The organism is Oleiphilus sp. HI0080 (assembly GCF_001635135.1).
In genome coordinates, this window is the sequence record NZ_LWFU01000693.1 from 1 (window position 1) to 1,127 (window position 1,127).

A 1,127-nucleotide genomic window follows, 5' to 3' on the forward strand; every position below is an offset into this window, starting at 1 on the left:
CCGGCATTGACGATGTGCGGAGGCCAGTCATCAATACAGATGCTAACGGTATGCTCGTCGGCAGACGAAGTAGCGGAAAAAACGAAACATAACCACAATGCCAATATAACCATCTTGGTTTGCTTAAGCCTGTATAGGGCAGCTATTTGCCCAGCTTTTAATGCGCCAAGTACGGAAGAAATGGAATGCATGCTAATTGGTGTATTTCTCAAGGAGCTGCTGGAGCAGGCCGTTGTCACTAAGTTGTTGAAGTGCGTTGTCTAGCTGCGCTCGTCTTTTCGCCTTCATGCTTTGACTGACCATTAAAACAAGATCATACGCGGGTTCCGCGTCGCCAATGCTACTAATTTCTCGGCATGTCGGTGGAGGCGTTGCGTTGTTGAGCTTATATCTGAGGCGCGAGTCCATCTCGATAAAACCATCGACGCGTTTCAAATCAACAAGCTGAAAGCCTTGCTCGTAACTCTTGGTTGGAACAAGTTCAATGTCGCCTTCTTTTGCAAGACGGCTTAAGCCTGGGTAACGAAAGTGTTTCAACACAGCAAAACTGTGGCCTTGTATGCGGTTTGCAAAATCATGCCTGTGCCCGCAGTGCACGGCAGAATGGGTCACACTTAAAAGTGGTGTGCTGAGTGGAACCCCCATTGGTATCGATTTCCAAGCGGGGCTATCGTAGGCAATCCAGTTTGTCTTACTCTCGTCTTTTAAAAGTAATTCAATGCGAGGTGATGGTGCAACATGTGTCACCAGCTCAATGTTCAGCTTTGCTGCCAGTGCCTCGACAACTTCCGTAATGAAGCCTTTTTGAGTTGCGTCTGGATCGCTAATTTGAAAAGGCTCTGTTAAACCCTCAACAACGTAATAATCGAGTTGTTCCGAAGAAACGGTGCTGGTGAAGAAGGTAAACAGGAAACTTAAGGCAATAGTCGTCAGAGCTCGCGCTTGAATCGCAAGTTTCGATCTCATGACACCTCCTTAAGTCGGATGGCTAGGCTTTCATTCAGAACTCAGAGAATCTCGCGTCTTTCACTTGAACGACTACACTCTCACTCACTCGCATTTAGTTTAGTCTACAACCCGAGTTTTAGGTACTTATTAATTATCGGTGAATGACACGAAATTGATGT

At 46.4% G+C, this 1,127-nt stretch carries 1 protein-coding gene; it reads right to left on the minus strand.

The features are described 5' to 3' along the window. Window positions 1-192: 192 nt before the first annotated feature. Complete coding sequence (locus A3751_RS15020) at window positions 193-966, minus strand: ABC transporter substrate-binding protein (protein WP_068457594.1); 774 nt, start codon at window positions 964-966, stop codon at window positions 193-195. Between the last annotated feature and the right edge of the window lie 161 nt (window positions 967-1,127).

Bases quoted from the DNA above. Each gene is read 5' to 3' on its own strand.
- A3751_RS15020 (WP_068457594.1), bottom strand. From the start codon at position 966: ATGAGATCGAAACTTGCGATTCAAGCGCGAGCTCTGACGACTATTGCC.